This is a genomic window from Variovorax paradoxus NBRC 15149 (assembly GCF_001591365.1).
GTDB classification, from domain to species: domain Bacteria; phylum Pseudomonadota; class Gammaproteobacteria; order Burkholderiales; family Burkholderiaceae_C; genus Variovorax; species Variovorax paradoxus.
On sequence record NZ_BCUT01000001.1, the window covers coordinates 2,940,676 to 2,955,853 of the forward strand.

At 67.1% G+C, this 15,178-nt stretch carries 16 protein-coding genes; 5 read left to right on the plus strand and 11 right to left on the minus strand.

Annotated features, from left to right (window positions below; all coding sequences use genetic code 11):
• Window positions 1–19 precede the first annotated feature (19 nt).
• The 7 genes from VPA02S_RS13705 to VPA02S_RS13735 form a co-directional block, all read right to left on the minus strand.
• Window positions 20–1,270: a phenylacetate--CoA ligase family protein gene (locus VPA02S_RS13705; protein ID WP_018905149.1), complete on the minus strand. Its 1,251-nt coding sequence runs from the start codon at window positions 1,268–1,270 to the stop codon at window positions 20–22.
• A 91-nt stretch (window positions 1,271–1,361) separates the two neighbouring features.
• Window positions 1,362–2,174, minus strand: a complete 813-nt coding sequence (locus VPA02S_RS13710; RefSeq protein WP_015867760.1) for an ABC transporter ATP-binding protein — start codon at window positions 2,172–2,174, stop codon at window positions 1,362–1,364.
• Between the two features lie 86 nt (window positions 2,175–2,260).
• On the minus strand, window positions 2,261–3,592 hold the full coding sequence (locus tag VPA02S_RS13715; protein ID WP_015867759.1) for an ABC transporter substrate-binding protein: 1,332 nt from the start codon (window positions 3,590–3,592) through the stop codon (window positions 2,261–2,263).
• 51 nt (window positions 3,593–3,643) lie between these two features.
• Window positions 3,644–4,708 (minus strand): branched-chain amino acid ABC transporter permease, encoded by a 1,065-nt coding sequence (locus VPA02S_RS13720; protein ID WP_018905148.1) that lies wholly within the window; start codon window positions 4,706–4,708, stop codon window positions 3,644–3,646.
• Window positions 4,709–4,711: 3 nt separating this feature from the next.
• Window positions 4,712–5,641: a branched-chain amino acid ABC transporter permease gene (locus VPA02S_RS13725; RefSeq protein WP_015867757.1), complete on the minus strand. Its 930-nt coding sequence runs from the start codon at window positions 5,639–5,641 to the stop codon at window positions 4,712–4,714.
• Window positions 5,642–5,809: 168 nt separating this feature from the next.
• Complete coding sequence (locus tag VPA02S_RS13730) at window positions 5,810–6,595, minus strand: ABC transporter ATP-binding protein (RefSeq protein WP_015867756.1); 786 nt, start codon at window positions 6,593–6,595, stop codon at window positions 5,810–5,812.
• The gene (locus VPA02S_RS13735) at window positions 6,592–8,547 is read right to left on the minus strand and encodes an AMP-dependent synthetase/ligase (RefSeq protein ID WP_062364156.1); all 1,956 of its coding nucleotides are present in this window, start codon (window positions 8,545–8,547) and stop codon (window positions 6,592–6,594) included. The genes VPA02S_RS13730 and VPA02S_RS13735 overlap by 4 nt, the downstream gene beginning before the upstream one ends.
• 84 nt (window positions 8,548–8,631) lie before the next feature.
• Here VPA02S_RS13735 and VPA02S_RS13740 point away from each other — a divergent pair, with 84 nt between their 5' ends.
• The 4 genes from VPA02S_RS13740 (at window position 8,632) to VPA02S_RS13755 (ending at window position 10,996) form a co-directional block, all read left to right on the plus strand.
• Complete coding sequence (locus tag VPA02S_RS13740) at window positions 8,632–9,417, plus strand: Crp/Fnr family transcriptional regulator (protein WP_062364158.1); 786 nt, start codon at window positions 8,632–8,634, stop codon at window positions 9,415–9,417.
• On the plus strand, window positions 9,414–9,887 hold the full coding sequence (locus tag VPA02S_RS13745) for a hypothetical protein (protein WP_015867753.1): 474 nt from the start codon (window positions 9,414–9,416) through the stop codon (window positions 9,885–9,887). Before VPA02S_RS13740 ends, VPA02S_RS13745 begins: the two co-directional genes overlap by 4 nt.
• A 61-nt stretch (window positions 9,888–9,948) precedes the next feature.
• Entirely contained in the window at window positions 9,949–10,716 is a 768-nt protein-coding gene (locus tag VPA02S_RS13750) for an SDR family NAD(P)-dependent oxidoreductase (RefSeq protein WP_018905145.1), read from the plus strand.
• A 22-nt stretch (window positions 10,717–10,738) separates the two neighbouring features.
• Window positions 10,739–10,996, plus strand: coding sequence for a hypothetical protein (locus VPA02S_RS13755; protein WP_015867751.1), 258 nt, complete (start codon window positions 10,739–10,741; stop codon window positions 10,994–10,996).
• 85 nt (window positions 10,997–11,081) lie between these two features.
• On the opposite strand, the gene VPA02S_RS13760 is transcribed toward VPA02S_RS13755, so the two are convergent.
• Window positions 11,082–12,131 (minus strand): MBL fold metallo-hydrolase, encoded by a 1,050-nt coding sequence (locus tag VPA02S_RS13760; RefSeq protein ID WP_062364160.1) that lies wholly within the window; start codon window positions 12,129–12,131, stop codon window positions 11,082–11,084.
• Window positions 12,132–12,191: 60 nt separating this feature from the next.
• Window positions 12,192–13,169: a Bug family tripartite tricarboxylate transporter substrate binding protein gene (locus VPA02S_RS13765; protein WP_062364162.1), complete on the minus strand. Its 978-nt coding sequence runs from the start codon at window positions 13,167–13,169 to the stop codon at window positions 12,192–12,194.
• A gap of 256 nt (window positions 13,170–13,425) precedes the next feature.
• Here VPA02S_RS13765 and VPA02S_RS13770 point away from each other — a divergent pair, with 256 nt between their 5' ends.
• Complete coding sequence (locus VPA02S_RS13770) at window positions 13,426–13,803, plus strand: VOC family protein (protein WP_062364164.1); 378 nt, start codon at window positions 13,426–13,428, stop codon at window positions 13,801–13,803.
• Window positions 13,804–13,834: 31 nt separating this feature from the next.
• On the opposite strand, the gene VPA02S_RS13775 is transcribed toward VPA02S_RS13770, so the two are convergent.
• Both VPA02S_RS13775 and VPA02S_RS13780 read right to left on the minus strand, forming a co-directional pair.
• On the minus strand, window positions 13,835–14,416 hold the full coding sequence (locus VPA02S_RS13775; RefSeq protein WP_062364166.1) for a superoxide dismutase: 582 nt from the start codon (window positions 14,414–14,416) through the stop codon (window positions 13,835–13,837).
• Window positions 14,417–14,457: 41 nt separating this feature from the next.
• The gene (locus tag VPA02S_RS13780) at window positions 14,458–15,126 is read right to left on the minus strand and encodes a helix-turn-helix transcriptional regulator (RefSeq protein ID WP_062364168.1); all 669 of its coding nucleotides are present in this window, start codon (window positions 15,124–15,126) and stop codon (window positions 14,458–14,460) included.
• Between the last annotated feature and the right edge of the window lie 52 nt (window positions 15,127–15,178).

The window sequence follows — 15,178 nt, forward strand, 5'->3', positions numbered from 1 at the left end:
CGCCTGCCCGGGACCGCCGCTACTTGTAGCTGCGCGCGTCCTCGATCACCTTGCCGTCGTTCGGCAGCGTGCCCGGCGCCACCAGCTCGATGGTGCCGCGCAGCTTGGTCACCTCGCGCACCGCATCGGCAATGCGCGCATCGAGCCCGGCCGGCGTACCGGCTGCGCATTCGAGCCTGAAGGTCATCTGGTCGTCGCCCATCTCGCCCGAGACCACGAGGCGCGCGCGCTGCACTTCCGGAAAGCGGCGCGCGATCTCCGCCACCTGCGAGGGGTGCACGAACATGCCGCGCACCTTGGTGGTCTGGTCGGCGCGGCCGAGCCAGCCCTTGATGCGCTTGTTGGTGCGGCCGGTGGGGCAGGTGCCCGCGAGCACGGCGGAAAGATCGCCGGTGCCAAAGCGCACCAGCGGATAGTCGGGGTTGAAGGTGGTCACGACGATCTCGCCGACCTCGCCGTCGGGCACCGGGTCGCCGGTGCCGGGCCGCACGATCTCGACCAGCACGCCTTCATCGAGCACCAGGCCTTCGCGCGCGCTGGTCTCGTAGGCGACCAGGCCCAGGTCGGCGGTGGCGTAGCACTGGGTGCCCTGCACGCCATGCGCGGCGATCCAGTCGTGCAGGCTCGGCGGAAAGGCTTCGCCCGACACCAGCGCCTTGGTGAGCGAGGGCAGCTTCAGGCCTTTTTCCTCGGCCTTTTCCAGCAGAATCTTGAGGAAGCTCGGCGTGCCCGCATAGCCTTCGGGCTTCAGGTCGGCCATGGCTTCGAGCTGCTGCTCGGTCTGGCCGGTGCCGCCCGCGAACACGGTGCAGCCCAGCGCGCGCGCGCCGCTTTCCATGATGGAGCCGGCGGGCGTCATGTGGTAGCTGAAGCTGTTGTGGATGAGCTCGCCGCCGCGAAAACCCGCGGCATGCAGCGCGCGCGCCGTGCGCCAGTAGTCGCGCGCCTCGCCCTCGGGCTCGTAGATGGTGCCGGGGCTCGCGAAAACGCGCGGCATGCGGGCACCGCGGCCGATGGCGGAAAAGCCGCCGAAGGGATCGTCGGCGCGGCGCTGCTTCTGCAATTCGAGCAGTTCGGCCTTGCGCGTGACGGGCAGCTTGGCGAGCGCCTCGCGCGTGGTGATGTCGGCGGGCTTCACGCCATCGAGGATCTTGGCGAACGCGGGCGCGGCGGTCTGGGCCTGCGCGATGTGCTTCGGCAGCGCGGCGAGCAGGTCGCGCTCGCGCTCGGCGGGGTCGCGGATTTCGAGGGCGTCGTAGTGGTCGGTCATGTCCGTACCCTTTGTCTTTCTGTTCGGTCTTGCTCCCTCTCCCCTTGGGGAGAGGGCTGGGGTGAGGGCCGGTGCCTCGAAGCCACGACGGTCATGCAAGCCACCTCTTGCGCCGCTTGTAGCTCTTCACATCGCGGAAGCTCTTGCGGTCCGCGCCGCCCACACCAAGGTAGAACTCCTTCACGTCCTCGTTCTCGCGCAGGCTCTTGGCCGGCCCGTCCATCACGATGCGGCCGTTCTCCAGGATGTAGCCGTAGTCGGCATAGCGCAGCGCCATGTTGGTGTTCTGCTCGGCCAGCAGGAAGGTCACGCGTTCCTTGGTGTTGAGGTCCTTCACGATCTCGAACACCTCTTCCACGATCTGCGGCGCCAGGCCCATCGAGGGCTCGTCGAGCAGCACCATGTTCGGGTTGGCCATCAGCGCGCGGCCGATGGCGCACATCTGCTGCTCGCCGCCCGAGGTGTAGGCCGCCTGCGAAGTGCGCCGCGTCTTCAGGCGCGGGAAGTACGCATACACCTTCTCCAGCGTCTGCTGCACCGCGGCCTTGCCGTCGCTGCGCGTGTAGGCGCCGGTCATCAGGTTTTCCTCGATCGTCAGGTGCGCGAAGCAGTGCCGGCCTTCCATCACCTGGATCAGCCCGCGCTTCACCAGCTCGGCCGGGGACAGCGCCTCGATGCGCTCGCCGCGCAGTTCGATCGTGCCCTTGGTGACCGCGCCGCGCTCGCCCGCGAGCAGGTTGCTTACCGCGCGCAAGGTGGTCGTCTTGCCCGCGCCGTTGCCGCCGAGCAGCGCCACGATGCCGCCTTCGGGCACCGTGAGGGACACGCCCTTGAGAACGAGGATCACGTGGTTGTAGATGACCTCGATGCCGTTGACATTGAGGATGATGTTGGGTTCGCTCATGGTGTGGTCCGAAGCATTCGAAAGAACAACAGGAGGCTGTTCTTTCGAATGGCGGCTCTCGCGAGCCGCCACGGTTCCTCAAGCCGTCACATGCTGCAGTCGGCCGCGTCGCGGCGCGTGAGCTTCTTTTCGCCCGCGTACTTCTCGGCCGCCACCTTCACCATCGGCTTGATGATCTGCTCGTCGGCCTGGTACCAGTCGGACATGCCGCCCCACTTGGCGCCGTCCCAGGTGTGCACGCGGGCCCAGGTCGAGCCCATGTGGTCCTGGCACGAGGTGCCGAGCGGGCGCAGCACGCCCGAGAAGCCCAGCGAATCGAGCTTCTTCTGGTCGAGCGCGAGGTTCTCCATGCCCCAGCGCACCTGCTCGCCGGTCATGACCTTGCCCTTGCCGAAGCGCTCCTGCGCGCGCTTCACGGCTTCGACGCCCAGCATCTGGATGATCACGCCGCGGGTGTAGAGCACCGAGCCCACTTCGTCCTTCGGCCCCGTGCCCTGGCCCTTGTCGTGCACCTGCTTGAGGATTTCCTGGATCACCTTCGGCTCGGTGCCCGAGGTGTTGAGCGCCAGCGCGTTGTAGCCCTTGGCGTTGGCGCCCACGTCCTTCACGTCAGGCTCGGCGCCGGCCCACCACACGCCATACATCTTCTCGCGCGGATAGCCGGTGGCCACGGCTTCCTTCAGCGCGGTGGAGTTCATCACGCCCCAGCCCCACAAGAGCACGTAGTCGGGCCGCGACTGGCGCACCTGCAGCCAGGCGGACTTCTGCTCCACGCCGGGCGCGGTGACCGGAATCAGCGACAGCTCGAAGCCGTTCTGCTTGGCGCGCTCCTGCAGCAGCGGGATCGGCTCCTTGCCGAACGGCGAGTCGTGGTACACGAGGGCGATCTTCTTGCCCTTGAGCTTGTCCATGCCGCCTTCCTTCTTGCCGATGTGCTGGATCAGGATGTCGGCCGCGGTCCAGTAGCTGCCCATGAGCGGGAAGTTCCACTTGAACACGCTGCCGTCCTGCGACGCCGACAGGCCGTAGCCCAGCGTGATGAGCGGGATCTTGTCGGTGGGCACCTTGTCGGTCAGCGCAAAGGTGATGCCGGTGGCCTGCGGGTCGAACAGCGTCACGCCGGGGCGGCCCTTCAGGCGCTCGTAGCACTCCACGCCCTTGTCGGTGGCGTAGCCGGTCTCGCACTCTTCGTACGTGATCTTCACGCCGTTGATGCCGCCGGTGGCGTTGATGTACTTGATGTAGTCCTGCTTGCCGTTGGCCCAGGGCGTGCCGTTGGGCGCATAGGGGCCGGTGCGGTACACCAGCAGCGGAAAGAACTGTTCCTTGGCCTGCGCCTGGGCGAGCGATGGCGCAAGCAGCGCGCCGAGGGTGCTGGCCACCAGGGCGGCGGTCAGAGCGAGCGATTTCAGTTTCATGCCTGTCTCCTTATGTGGGCACCTCGGTGCCGGTTTCTACGAACGGAAAAATCAGTGGGGGAAGGGCCAGAGCCGCAACTTTTCCTTGGCGGTGGACCACAGCCGCGCCAGCCCGTGCGGCTCGACGATCAGGAAGAAAACGATCAGCGCGCCGAAGATCATGGTCTCCAGGTGTGAGGCCAGCGCCGTGGAAATCGAGAAGCCCAGCCATCCCGGCAACTGGTTCAAGAAGAGCGGCAGCAGCACGATGAACGCGGCACCGAAGAAGCTGCCCATGATCGAGCCGAGCCCGCCGATGATCACCATGAACAGCAGCTGGAACGAGCGGTCGATGCTGAACGCCGCCGGCTCCCACGCGCCCAGGTGGATGAAGCCCCACAGCGCGCCCGCCACGCCCACGATGAAGCTGCTCACCGCAAAGGCCGTGAGCTTGGCGTACACCGGGCGGATGCCGATCACCGCGGCCGCCACGTCCATGTCGCGCATCGCCATCCATTCGCGGCCGATGGCGCTGCGCACCAGGTTCTTCGCGAGCAGCGCGAACACCACCACGAAGACGAGGCAGAACAGATATTTCTGCACCGGCGATTCGATCGGCACGCCGAACACATTGAGCCCCGCCACGCTCACCGAACCCGACGACGAGTTGTTGGTGAACCACTGGATGCGCAGGAACGCCCAGTCGGTAAAGAACTGCGCCGCCAGCGTGGCCACCGCGAGGTACAGCCCCTTGATGCGCAGGCTCGGAATGCCGAACAGCACGCCGATCACCGTGGCGCACAGGCCGCCCAGCAGCAGAGACGCGATCAGCGGCATGCCGTCGATGCGCACCTGGAAGTTGTAGGCCGCGTACGCGCCCACCGCCATGAAGGCGCCGGTGCCGAGCGAGATCTGCCCGCAATAGCCGACCAGGATGTTGAGGCCCAGCGCCGCGAGCGACAGGATCAGAAAGGGCGTGAGGATGGCGCGCATCCAGTAGTCCGACACGCCCAGCGGCACCGCGACGAAGGCCGCGAGCAGCAGCACCAGGATGGCGATGCGGTCCTGCGCGATCGGGAAGATCTGCTGGTCGGCGCGGTAGCTCGACTTGAACTGGCCGTTCTCTCTGTAGAACATTACTCAGACCCGATCAATGATTTTTTCGCCGAACAACCCCTGCGGACGGACCAGCAGGAACACCAGTGCGAGTACATACGCGAACCAGATCTCGATGCCGCCACCGAGCATGGGGCCGAGATAAATTTCAGAAAGCTTCTCGCCCACGCCGATCAGCAGGCCGCCGATGATCGCGCCCGGGATCGAGGTGAGGCCGCCGAGGATCACCACCGGCAGCGCCTTCAGCGCCACCAGCGAGAGCGAGAACTGCACGCCCAGCTTCGAGCCCCAGATGACCCCGGCCACCAGCGCGGAGAAGCCCGCCACCGACCACACGATCACCCAGATGCGCTTGAGCGGAATGCCGATGGATTGCGCGGCCTGGTGGTCGTCGGCCACGGCGCGAAGGGCGCGGCCCGTGGCGGTCTTCTGGAAGAACACGGCCAGCACCACCACCAGGCCCGCGGCCACCAGCGCGGCCACCAGGTCTTCCTGGCTCAGCAGCAGGCCGCCCTGGAAGGTGCCCTGCAGCACCATCAGCGGTTCCTTGGGCATGCCCACGTCGATCTTGTAGATGTCGTTGCCGAAGATCGTCTGGCCCACCCCATCGAGGAAGTAGGCAATGCCCAGCGTGGCCATCAGCAGCGTGATGCCTTCCTGGTTCACCAGCTTGCTGAGCGCGAGCCGCTCGATCAGCCAGGCCACGATCACCATCACCCCCATGGCCGCGATGAAGGCCAGGATGTTCGCGAGCACCTGGCTCTCGAAGCCGAACCACTGCGGGAACCATTCGGCAAAGCGCGCCATGGCCAGCGCCGCGAACAGCACCATCGCGCCCTGCGCGAAGTTGAAGACGCCCGAGGCCTTGTAGATCAGCACGAAGCCGATCGCGATCAGCGAATAGAGCATGCCGACCATCAGGCCGCCGAACAGGGTTTCGAGGAAAAAGCCCATGGTCAATGTCTCTCTTGTTTTTCTCCCTCCCCTTCCGGGGGAGGGTTGGGGTGGGGGCTCGCGGCGCTCGATGAAGCGCGGCTGTATTGCGAGGGCTGTCGTGCCCCCATCCCAGCCTTCCCCCGGGAAGGGAAGGAGCAATGCACCAGGGTCGGGTGTGGCATGGCGTCAGTGCTCCACGCCCAGGTATGCCCGGATCACGTCTTCGTTGTTGCGCACCTCGTGGGGCGTGCCGTCGCCGATCTTCTTGCCGTAGTCCAGCACCACCACGCGGTCGGAGATGTCCATCACCACGCCCATGTCGTGCTCGATGAGAACGATGGTCGCGCCGAACTCGTCGTTCACGTCGAGGATGAAGCGGCTCATGTCCTGCTTTTCCTCCACGTTCATGCCGGCCATCGGCTCGTCGAGCAGCAGCACCTGCGGCTCCATCGCGAGCGCGCGGCCCAGGTCGACGCGCTTTTGCAGGCCGTAGGGCAGGCGGCCCACCGGCGTCTTGCGGTGCGCCTGGATCTCCAGGAAGTCGATGATGTGCTCGACGAACTCGCGATGCTGCAGCTCCTCGCGCTCGGCCGGGCCCCAGCGCAGCGCCTGCGCGAGCAGGCCGCTCTTCATCTTGAGATTGCGCCCCGTCATGATGTTGTCGAGCACGCTCATGCCCTTGAAGAGCGCCAGGTTCTGGAAGGTGCGCGCCACGCCCATCTCGGCCACCTGGCGCGAGTTCATGTGCTTGAAGGTCTGGCCGCGGAAAGTGATGGAGCCCTGCTGCGGCCAGTACACGCCATTGATGCAGTTGAGCATCGAGCTCTTGCCCGCGCCATTGGGGCCGATGATGGCCCGCACCTCGTGCTCGCGCACGTTGAAGCTGATGTCCGTGAGCGCCTTCACGCCGCCGAAGCTCAGGCTGATGTTCTGGACGTCGAGGATGACGTCGCCGATTTTCCGATTGCTCATGCAGCGGCCTTCACGATGGGGAAGGTCTTGGCTTCGGTGATCTTCAGCTTGGCGCTGACAACCCCCGTGCGTCCGTCCTCGAACTTGACCTGGGTCTCGATGAACTGCTCGCTCTTGCCGCCGTACAGCGCGCTGACCAGCACCGCGTATTTCTCGGCGATGAAGCCGCGCCGCACCTTGCGCGTGCGCGTGAGCTCGTCGTCGTCGGGGTCGAGCTCCTTGTGCAGCACCAGGAAGCGCGCGATCTGCGTCTCGCCCATGCCGTCTTCGCTCGCCAGGTCGGCATTCACCTTGGCGATGCATTCGGCGACGAGCGCCAGCACCTCGGGCTTGCCGGCCAGGTCGACGTAGCCGCCATAGGCCAGCCCCCGGCGCTCGGCCCAGTTGCCCACCGCCTCGAAGTCGATGTTGATGGCCGCGCAGACCTCCTCGCGTGCGTTGCCGAAGCACACGGCTTCCTTGATCTGCGGGAAGAACTTGAGCTTGTTCTCGATGTAGTTGGGCGCAAAGATCGCGCCGCTCGCGAGCCGGCCCACGTCCTTGGCGCGGTCGATGATGCGCAGGTGGCCCTCGCTGTCGAGCACGCCGGCGTCGCCGGTGTGGAAGTAGCCGTTGGCGTCGAGCACCTCGGCCGTGGCGTCGGGGCGCTTGTAGTATTCCTTGAGCACCGAGACGCCGCGCACCAGCACCTCGCCGTCCTCGGCGATCTTCAGTTCGATGCCCGGCGCGGCCGTGCCCACGGTCTGCAGCTTGACCTTGCCGTCCTGCTGCAGGCACACGTACGCGCAGGTCTCGGTCTGGCCGTAGAACTGCTTGAGGTTGACGCCGATCGAGCGGTAGAAGCGGAACAGGTCCGGCCCGATGGCCGCGCCGGCCGTGTAGGCCACGCGGATGCGGCTCATGCCCAGCACGTTGCGCAGCGGCCCGTAGACCAGCAGGTTGCCAAGGCTGTACATCAGCCGGTCGCCCGTGCCCACCGGCGCGCCGTTCAGGATGTCGGCGCCCACGCGCTGCGCGAGCGCCATGAACTTGCCGTACAGCCAGCGCTTGGGCGCGGCCGCGTCTTCCATGCGGATCGACACGGCCGTGAGCAGGCCCTCGAAGGTGCGCGGCGGACCGAAGTAGTAGCTCGGGCCGATCTCGCGCATGTCGTTCATCACCGTCTCGGACGACTCGGGGCAGTTGAGCGTGAAGCCGCCCACCAGCCACTGCGCCACCGAGAACAGGTGGTCGCCGACCCAGGCCATCGGCAGGTAGCTCATGATGTTGTCGCCGGGGCCGAGCCTGTCGGTCTCCACGCCGCCGCGGCCCGCCGCGATGAAGCTCGCATGCGTCTGGCATACGCCCTTGGGCCGGCCGGTGGTGCCCGAGGTGTAGAGGATCACGCCGACGTCGGTGGCCTCGCCGCTGGCCACCGCGCGGTCGTAGTAGCCGACGTGGGTCTTGTCGAATTCGCGGCCCAGTTCGCGCAGCTGCTCGTAGCTCATGAGCCCGGGCTGGTCGTAGTGGCGCAGGCCCTTGGGGTCGTCGTAGATGATGTGGCGGATGCCGTGCTGCTGGTCCTTCTGCAGCTCGCGGCATTCGAGCAGCTTGTCGACCTGCTCCTGGTCCTCCACGATCACGAAGTCGATGGCCGCGTCCTGCAGCATGAAGACCATCTCGCTGGCCACCGCGTCCTGGTAGAGCGGCACCGGCACGCCGCGCAGGCTCTGCGCCGCGAGCACCGCCATGTACAGGTGCGGGCGGTTGGCGCCCACGATGGACAGGTTGTCGAAGGGCTTGAAGCCCAGGCTCGCGAGGCCGCAGGCCATTTCGCGCACTTCCTGCGCCACGGCGCTCCAGCTCCAGGTTTGCCAGATGCCGAGATCCTTCTCGCGGATGGCGGGCGCCTGGGGCTGGGCTTGCGCATGCGCAAGCAGCAGACGGGGAAAGGTGGGGGCGGTGGTTTGCACAGTGGGCGGATCGTAGGCCCCACTTTGACGCCGTGTTGTCGTTCCAACGACAATCCTAGGGACACTACTCCCCGGAGTTTCCCGATGCCTCACGGCAATCCCAATCAACGCAACGTGCTGGGCGGTTCCATCAAGGACCGCGTGCGTCCCGCCAACGCTGCCGAACTCGGCGGCATCCCGTGGCTGCCCACGCTCACGCCGGCCGAGCGCCGCCGCGCCGAAGCCGCGCTGGTGGTGGGCGAGGCCGAGGTTGGCGACCTGGTCTGCCGCGTCGGCCGCTCGCCCACCTACTGGTTCGGCGTGGTCGAGGGCCTGCTCAAGATGAGCAACGACAACGCCGACGGCGGCTCCGTCACCTACACCGGCGTGCCGCCCGGCGGCTGGTTCGGCGAAGGCACGGTGATGAAGCGCGAGCCCTACCGCTACAACATCCAGGCGCTGCGGCGCAGCGTGGTGGCGGGGCTGCCGATCGAGAGCTTCCACTGGCTGCTCGATCATTCGATCGGCTTCAACCGCTTCGTGATGAACCAGCTCAACGAGCGGCTCGGCCAGTTCATTGCGGCGCTGGAGATCGACCGGCTCAACAACCCCGACGCGCGCGTGGCGCGCAACCTCGTGTCGCTGTTCAACCCGGTGCTCTACCCGGGCGTGGGCGAAGTGCTGCGCATCACGCAGCAGGAGCTGGCCTACCTGGTCGGCCTGTCGCGCCAGCGCGTGAACGAGGCGCTCAACGGCCTGTCGGCAGAGGGGTTGATCCGGGTGGAGTACGGTGGGCTGCGCGTGCTCGACCTGCCGGGCCTGCGCGCGAGCGCGATGTCGAACAAGAAGAACAGCAGCAACAGCCGCTCACCCGAAACGGAAAACCCATGACCCTCGAAGACCAGCTCCAGATCGTGCCCGCGGATGCGCAGGCCGCCTTCATTCCGCCGCCCGAGGCGCCAGCAAAGGCCAAGGCCGCAGACACCGGCCCGACGCTCGAGGAAGCCATCGCGCGCAGCGAGGCGCTCACCGAGAAGATCGACGCGCTCGACGCGGTGCTGGCCAAGCCGCTCGCCGAGATCCTTGCCGAGCGCGAGAAGGCCGACGAGGCCGCGCTCGCCTGGGACCGCTTCGGCGCGATGTGGATGCTCTCGCAGCGCGCCATGCGCCGCGTGGCGCTCGACCTGGCGGCGCAGCTCGGCCTGAGCGAGGAAGAAGTCGTGGCGCGTGCAATGACCCATGCCAACGCGGTGCTCAACGGGGCCGACGAGGTCGACCTTGGCGGCACCATCGCGCCAGCGCAGCTGCAGCACATCGCGCGGCACCGCAACTTCCTGCGCAACCAGTTCCGCACCGGCTGAGCCCGGGGCCTCCCGATACCGCTTAACCTCGCGCCTTCGTTCCAGAAAGACTCTTTTCCCGATGACCGCTTCTTCCCACCTCACCCTGATCACCGGCGCCTCGCGCGGCCTGGGCCGCGCCATGGCCGAACAGCTGCTGCAGGCCGGCCACACGGTGCTCGGCATTTCGCGCAGGCAGGACCCGCAGCTTGCGCAAGCCGCGCAACAGGCCGGCGCAGAACTCATCCAGTGGGAGCAGGACCTGTCCGATCCGGTGGCCGCATCGGCGCGCCTCTCGGCCTGGCTCAAGACGCTCGACGGCCAGCGCTTCGACAGCGTCACCCTGATCAACAACGCCGGTACCGTCGGCAACCCCGCACCGCTCGCGAGCGCGGTCGGCGCCGAGCTGTCGCAGGCGCTGCGCATCGGCCTGGAGGCGCCGATGCTCCTGACGGCCGCCTTCCTGGGCGCCACGCGCGGATGGCGCGGCGCGCGCAAGGTGCTCAACATCTCCTCGGGCCTGGGGCGCAACGCCATGGGCAGCCAGGCGCCGTACTGCGCGGCCAAGGCCGGCATGGACCACTTCTCGCGCGCCGTGGCGCTCGAGGAGGCGGCTGCGCCGAACGGCGCGCGCATCGTCTCGCTCGCGCCCGGCATCATCGACACCGACATGCAGGTGCAGCTGCGCGGCGCATCGGCCGAGAATTTTCCGGACCGCACGCGCTTCGTGAGCATGAAGGAGGAAGGCCGGCTCGACAGCCCGGCCGCCGCCGCGGCCAAGGTGCTTGGGTACCTGGCGCGCGAAGACTTCGGCCGCAACCCCGTGGCCGACGTGCGCGACCCGGCCTGAGCGCCGGCAAGGAGAGCACACCATGGCCACCGCAAAGTCGATCGATACCGGCGACTACAAGCTCTTTCCGTCGCCGAGGAACGTGCACCGCGTCATCTTCGAGCACCAGGTCTTCGTGCCGTATCCGTACGCGCTGATCGTGATGGACGAGTTCTACTTCAAGGGCCGCTACAGCCTGTTCTCCGCCTGCCGCCTCAGCGACGGCAAGATGGGCCAGGTGGCGACCTTCGAGCTGGCATCGGACGTCGACATCTTCAACAAGAAGTTCACGCCGGACTGATCCTCTCCGTGTTTCTCCCTCCCCTCCCGGGGGAGGGCCGGGATGGGGGCACGGCGACGTCAACTTCCGCGCAGTGCCGAAGGGGCTACAGCAAGAACCTGTCGCGCTGCGCCTGCGCGCACTCGCCCATCACGGCCAGCGCACGCTCCACCGTCGGTGTGCCGAGCACGAAGGGGTTCGCCGCCGGCGCAGGCTGCTGCCGCAGCGCGGCGAGCTTGGCCTGCGAGCCGTCGATGTTCGAATGGTTCGACAGCATCACGTCGATGCGCTGGCTCTGCGCGATCGCACCCATGCGCTGCGTGGCGCCGATGTAGGCGTCCAGCCGCGGCACGTCCTTGCCGAAATTGAAGCCGGTGCCGCCCCAGAGCATCGCGCGGTGCTTGCGCCCGCCCGCGCTCACGTCGAACACCGGAGAGATCGTGCCCATGGTGTGGCCCGGCGTGAGGTACAGCGTGACGCTGGTGTCGCCGAGCGTGATGCGGTCGCCGTCCTTCACCGAGATGTCGCGCTTGGGCGGCGCGCCCCAGATCGGCGTCGCGAATTCAAGCCTGGTCTCGGTCATGGTCCAGTCGGCCTCGCTCATCACCACGCGTGCGCGGTACTTCTGCGCGAGGTAGCTGGCGCCGCCGTAGTGGTCGCCGTGGCCATGCGTCACGATCACGTACTTGATCTGCGCCGGGTCGAGCCCCAGCCTGCGCATGCCGCCTTCGATCAGCGCCGCGGCCTCGGCCTGGGTGTTGAGCGCGTCGATCAGGATGATGCCCTGCGAGGTCTTGATCGCCCAGGCGCTGACCCAGTCGGCACCCACGAAGTACAGGTTGTTGAAGGCCTGGCCCGGCGGCGGCGCGGGCCGGTTGATGAAGCCCGTGAGGCTCTTGTCGAGCGCGTCCTGCGGCGGCCGGGCGGCGGGGGCGGGCTGGCACAGGGTCAGCAGGGGCTTGAGGTCGGTGCCGGCTGCGCGCGTGGCGGTCGCCACATGGGCCGCCACGCTGGCCTCGGACGGCGCGGCGGGCAGCCCTGCGGTGGTGCCGGCCGGCGTCTGCGCGCAGCCCTGCACCAGGGCGGCCACCGCTGCCAGGGTGGTGGCCTTCAGCAGGAGGGTGTTGTTCTTCGAACTCTTGCGCTGTGCTGCCATCGGTGTCTCCGTGCCGTCGCTGCGGCCTGTGGTGGAGACGCCATTGTGCGGCGGCCGCGCTTATTCGATGGTCGCGCCCGAGGCTTGCACGATGCCCTTCCACTTCTCGTAGTCGGTCTTCAGCAGCGTCTCGAACTGTTCGGGCGTCATGCCCTGCGGCTCGGCGCCCTGCGCGATGATGGCGGCCTTCATTTCGGGCGTGGCCAGCAGCTTGTTGACTTCGGTATTCAGCGTGGCGATCACGTCCTTCGGCGTCTTGGCGGGCACGAAGAGGCCGTACCAGGTCGACACGTCGAAGCCCTTGTAGCCGAGCTCGGCCACGGTGGGCGTCTCGGGCAGCGAGGTGCTGCGCTTGGCCGAGGTCACGGCCAGCGGGCGCAGCTTGCCCGCCTTGATCTGCGCCAGCGCCGAGGGCACCGACGACACCATCAGGTCGACGTTGCCCGCGAGCACGTCCATCATGGCCGCGTTGGAGCCCTTGTAGGGCACGTGGCGCATCTTGATCTGGGCGGCGCTGTTGAAGATCTCGCCGGCCAGGTGGATGGTGGTGCCGTTGCCGGGCGAGCCGTAGGTGACGGTGTCGGGCGCCGCGCGCGCGGCTTTCACCACGTCGTCGAGCGTCTTGAACTTCGAGTTGGCCTGCGTGACGATCACCACCGGCGTGTAGGCCACGTGCGCCACGGCCGTGAGGTCCTTCACCGGGTTGTAGTTCAGGTTCTTGTAGAGCCAGGGCGCGACGACCATGTTGTCCTTCTGGCCCATCACGATGTCGTAGCCCGTGGGCGCGGCGCGCGCGGCCTCCGCAATGCCGATGGTGCCGCCGGCGCCGCCGCGGTTGTCGGGCACCACGGTCCAGTGGTTGGCCTCGGTGAGCTTCTGCGCGACCAGCCGCGCCAGGATGTCGGTGCCGCCGCCGGGCGGGAAGGGCACGACCATGCGAATGGGCTTGGCGGGGTAGGACTGTGCCTGCGCAGGGGCGGTGAAGGCCAGGGGAAGTGCCAGCGCGATGGCCAGCGTGCCGAAGTGTCTGCGGATCATGGGTTTGCTTGTCTCTTTGTCTGAGCGATTCGGGGTTGCAGCAGCCGTGGATGGCGGTCACTGCACCGGGGGTGCAGTGTGCCGGAAGCGGGGCCTTGCGGATTCTTCATTCGCGATGGGGCCCATATCGGCTGGCGGGGTATTTTCCGATGGATTGACAGCAGCCCGCCAACGCCAAATACTCCACCAAATGGTTGAGTATTTTTGGCTCGCCCGCCGCGCGTCCACTGCGCGATGGGCTTCACAGGAGACTCTCATGCTCGGAAACATCAACGCGGTGGCCAATCTCGCGGTGAAGGACCTCGCCGTGGCGCGCCGTTTCTATGAAGGCACGCTGGGGCTGGCGCAGGTCGATGCCGAGGGCGACGAGGTGGTCGTCTACCGCAGCGGCAACTCGCGCATCAACGTGTACCGCTCGGCCTTTGCGGGCACCAACCAGGCCACGGCCGTGACCTGGCCGGTCGATGGCGACATCGAGCGCCTCGTGGCCGCGCTCAAGGCCAAGGGCGTGCGCTTCGAGCACTACGACATGCCCGGCGCAAAGCTCGAAGGCGACATCCATGTCATGGGCGACATGAAGGTCGCATGGTTCAAGGACCCGGACGGCAACATCCTCAACCTCATCAACGGGTGATGAGGATGCCCGCCGGGCCGGATCCGGCTCCTCAGCCGAAGTTCTTGGCCGCGAAGTCCCAGTTCACCAGCTTGGCCAGGAAGGTCTCGACGAACTTCGGGCGCAGGTTGCGGTAGTCGATGTAGTAGGCATGCTCCCAGACGTCCACCGTCAGCACCGGGGTGTCGCCGGTGGTCAGCGGCGTGCCCGCGGCGCCCATGTTCACGATGTCTACCGAACCGTCGGCCTTCTTCACCAGCCAGGTCCAGCCCGAGCCGAAGTTGCCCACGGCCGACTTCACGAAGGCTTCCTTGAAGGCGTCGTAGTTGCCCCACTTGGCATCGATGGCCTTGGCCAGCGCGCCCGTGGGAGCACCGCCGCCCTGGGGCTTCATGCAGTTCCAGAAGAAGGTGTGGTTCCAGATCTGGGCGGCGTTGTTGTAGATGCCGCCGCTGGACTTCCTGACGATGTCCTCGAGAGGCATCGACTCGAACTCAGTGCCCTTTTGCAGGTTGTTGAGGTTCACCACGTAGGCATTGTGGTGCTTGCCGTAGTGGTACTCGAGGGTTTCCTTCGAGTACTCGGGTGCCAGCGCGTCAAGGGCGTAGGGCAGGGGCGGCAGGGTGTGTTCCATGGTGGGTTTTCCTTTCGGGTTGGTTTGGAAATCGAATCGGATCAGGGCGCGCTCTTCGGGCTCACCTGGTAGGCGCAGCGCCGCGCGCCGGCGAGCACGTGTTCGACGCGGCTCACGCTCACGCCGGGGCCCAGCACTTCGTCGAAGAGCTGGAGCTCGCTGCGGCAAAAGCCGGTGCAGGCGCGCGCCGCGGTGCAGATGGGGCAATGGTTCTCGATGAAGAGGAAGCCGTCGCCCTCGGGCCGCAGCTCGGCCATGTAGCCCTCGCGGCTGCGGATTTCGGCCAGCCGCTCGAGCTTGTTCTTCAGGCTGCGCGCGCCGCGCATGGCCTCGCGGTAGTTGGTGCGCATGGCCTCCTCGCGCGCGCCGATGAGCCGGTCCATGCCCTTCTCGCCGAACACGCTGATGACGGCGCTGATCATCTGCACCGTCATCTCGGCGTGCGTGTCGGGAAAGCGGGCGTGGCCGGCGCCGGTGAGGCGCCATATCTGCGTGGGCCTGCCGCGGCCCGCCGGGCGGCTCTCGGCATCGACCAGGCCCTCGGCCTGCAGCTTGGCCATCTGCTGGCGCACGGCCTCCACCGTGACGTCGAGCACCTTGGCGATGTCGGGAATGCCGAGCGCGCCGCGGGTCTTGAGCGTGGACAGGATGCGGTCCGCCGGCTGGTGCGGGATCCAGCCGGGCTTGGCGTCGAGGGGGCGCGTGGTCATCCTTTTTTATTCAAAGAGCTTGCTTTGATTATCAAATGACAGCCGAGGTGTT